This is a genomic window from Streptomyces longispororuber (genome assembly GCF_014656095.1).
Taxonomy (GTDB): domain Bacteria; phylum Actinomycetota; class Actinomycetes; order Streptomycetales; family Streptomycetaceae; genus Streptomyces; species Streptomyces longispororuber.
In genome coordinates this window covers 1-2,510 of the sequence record NZ_BNBT01000308.1, presented here as the reverse complement: position 1 = coordinate 2,510, position 2,510 = coordinate 1, and the positions used below count along the sequence as shown (strand labels likewise).

The following is a 2,510-nucleotide window of genomic DNA, read 5'->3' as shown; positions in this document are numbered from 1 at the left end:
GGCGGAGCCCCAGACGAAAGGGCGGGGGCCCGGGGGCGGCAGCCCCTGGTTTCGGGGAGGGGTGGGCCTGGGGCGCCCCCGCGAGGGCTAGGGGACCGCGCGAGTGGGCGACGGCGGGGCCGGGTCCGGGGCGACGGCCCCGGGCGCGGGCGCCGGGTCGACGGCGGGCCGGTGCGCGGCGCCCTCGCCCCGGGCCCGCAGCCACGCCGTGGTCTCGCTCGGCGGCATCGCCGCGGCCACCAGCCACCCCTGCACCGCGTCACACCCGAGGTCCCGCAGCCGTTCCCAGGTCTCGTCGTCCTCGACGCCCTCGGCGACGACGAGCAGCCCCAGTGAATGCGCGAGGTCGACGGTGCAGCGGACGATCTCCGCGTCCTCGGTGTCGACGGCGAGCCGGGCCACGAAGGACCGGTCGATCTTCAGCTCGCTCACGGGCAGGCGGCGCAGGTGCACCAGCGAGGAGTAGCCGGTGCCGAAGTCGTCGAGCGACATCTTCACGCCGTGCCCGGTCAGCCCGGCCAGCGTGTCCGCGGCCCGCTGCGGGTCCTCCAGGAGCACGTGTTCCGTTATCTCCAGTTGCAGGGCGCCCGCGGGCACCCCGTGGCGGGCGAGGCGCGCGGCGACGGCGCCCGCGAAGCCGGGGGTGTGGACGTCGCGCGGCGAGACGTTCACCGCGACGGGCACGCACAGGCCCTGCGCGCGCCACCGCGCGACCTGGGCGAGGGCCGACTCCAGGACGTACTCGGTGAGGTGGGGCATGAGGCCGGAGGACTCGGCGATGGCGATGAACTCGTCCGGCGGCACCTTGCCGCGCTCCGGGTGCACCCAGCGCACCAGCGCCTCCAGGCCCGCCACCTCGCCGTCGAAGCGGACCTTCGGCTGGTAGTGCAGCTCCACGTCGCCCGCGTCCAGGGCGCGCCGCAGGTCGCCGAGGAGGCCGAGCCGGTCGGGGGTGTTGGAGTCGCGCTTGGACTCGTACACCTCCACGCCCGTGCGGTCCCGCTTGGCCTGGTACATCGCCACGTCGGCGCGGCGCAGCAGGCCCTCGGCGTCCAGGGCGTGGTCGGGGAAGACGGCGAGCCCGGCGCTGGCCTCCAGGACGAGGGTCAGCCCGTCCAGGTCGAGGGGCGAGCCGAGCGCGGCGACGAGCTGGCGGGCGACGCGGGTGGCGGACGTCGTGGAGTCGGCCACGGGCAGCAGCACCGCGAACTCGTCCCCGCCGAGCCGGGCGGCCTCCGCGCCGCGCGGCAGCGCGAGCCGCAGCCGGTCGGCGATCTGGAGCAGGAGCCGGTCGCCGGCGAGGTGCCCGAGGGTGTCGTTGACCGAGCGGAAGCGGTCCATGTCGATGAGCATGAGGGCGGAGCGGGCGCCGACGCGCTCGGCGTCGTCCAGGGCCGTCCAGGTCCGCTCCAGGAGCCACTGCCGGTTGGGCAGCCCGGTGAGCGGGTCGCGGAGCTGCTCCTCCGCCCGGGCGCGGGCGATCCACAGCGTCGAGTCGAGGGCGACGAGCGGGATCGTGAACAGCGGCAGGAGCAGCGGCAGCGACATCGCGACGACGCAGATCAGCGGGGCGATGCCGAGCAGGGCCACGCCGAGCAGGCCCTGGCGGACGAGGGCGGTGCGGGTGACGGTGGGCAGCGCGCCGGTGCGCGGGGCGTGCACGTACCAGAGCAGGACGCGGGTGACGACCAGGTAGGCGACGGCGACGAGGGTGACCTCGGGCGCCGTGTACAGGTCCCAACTCTCGGGGTTCCAGGGCGAGTCGGCGGCGGGCGCGGTGCCGAACGCGGCCATCGTGAGCGCGCCCGCGCCGATGCCGAGGATGTCGACGGCGCCGTGCAGCACGCCCAGGCGCCAGCGGTGGCGGCGGGCGACGCCGACGAGGACGACGACGGTGAGGCTGACCATGCCCGCGGGCATCCAGCCGTACAGGAGCAGGACCGCGACGGTGAGCGCGCCGCCGGAGCCGGTGCCGCCCCACCAGCGGTCGCGGCCGAGCGCGACGAGGTGGCCGACGATGAGGCCGGTCAGGACGGCGAGCGACCAGCCGACGGCCCCGGACGGGAACAGCGGGTGGCCGCCGGTGAAGGCGTGGAAGAAGCCGGTGCCGAGCACGACCGCGGCGGCCGCGACGACGGCCGTGGGCAGGAGCTGCCAGCCGCGCCCGTCGAGCTCGCCGTGGTCACCATGGTCGCCGGGGTCCCTGAGTTCCCGGGGGTCCCTGAGTTCCCTGGGGTCCCGAGGGTCCCTGACGTTGCTGGGTTCGGCGGTCCGCTCCTGCGCCCCGCGCCCGCCGCGCCACCGTGCGCGCCCCCCGGCCGCGTCACCACGCGCGCCGGGGGCCGCGCCGCCGTGCACGCCAGGAGCCGGGCCGCCGCGTGTGCCGGGAGCCGTGCCACCGCGTGTGCGGGGGGCCGCGCCGCCATGCACGCCGGAAGCCGGGCCGCCGTGCACGCCGGAAGCCGGGCCGCCGCCTGTGCCGGGAGCCGTGCCACCGCGTGTGCCGGAAG

1 protein-coding gene is annotated in these 2,510 nt (G+C 76.9%); it reads right to left on the bottom strand.

Translation table 11 applies throughout. From position 1 onward, the window contains the following. Positions 1 to 87: 87 nt before the first annotated feature. Positions 88 to 2,454 carry a putative bifunctional diguanylate cyclase/phosphodiesterase gene (locus IE330_RS38310; RefSeq protein WP_373314844.1) on the bottom strand — a complete coding sequence of 789 codons (2,367 nt, stop codon included), beginning with the start codon at positions 2,452 to 2,454 and terminating at the stop codon, positions 88 to 90. Positions 2,455 to 2,510 lie beyond the last annotated feature (56 nt).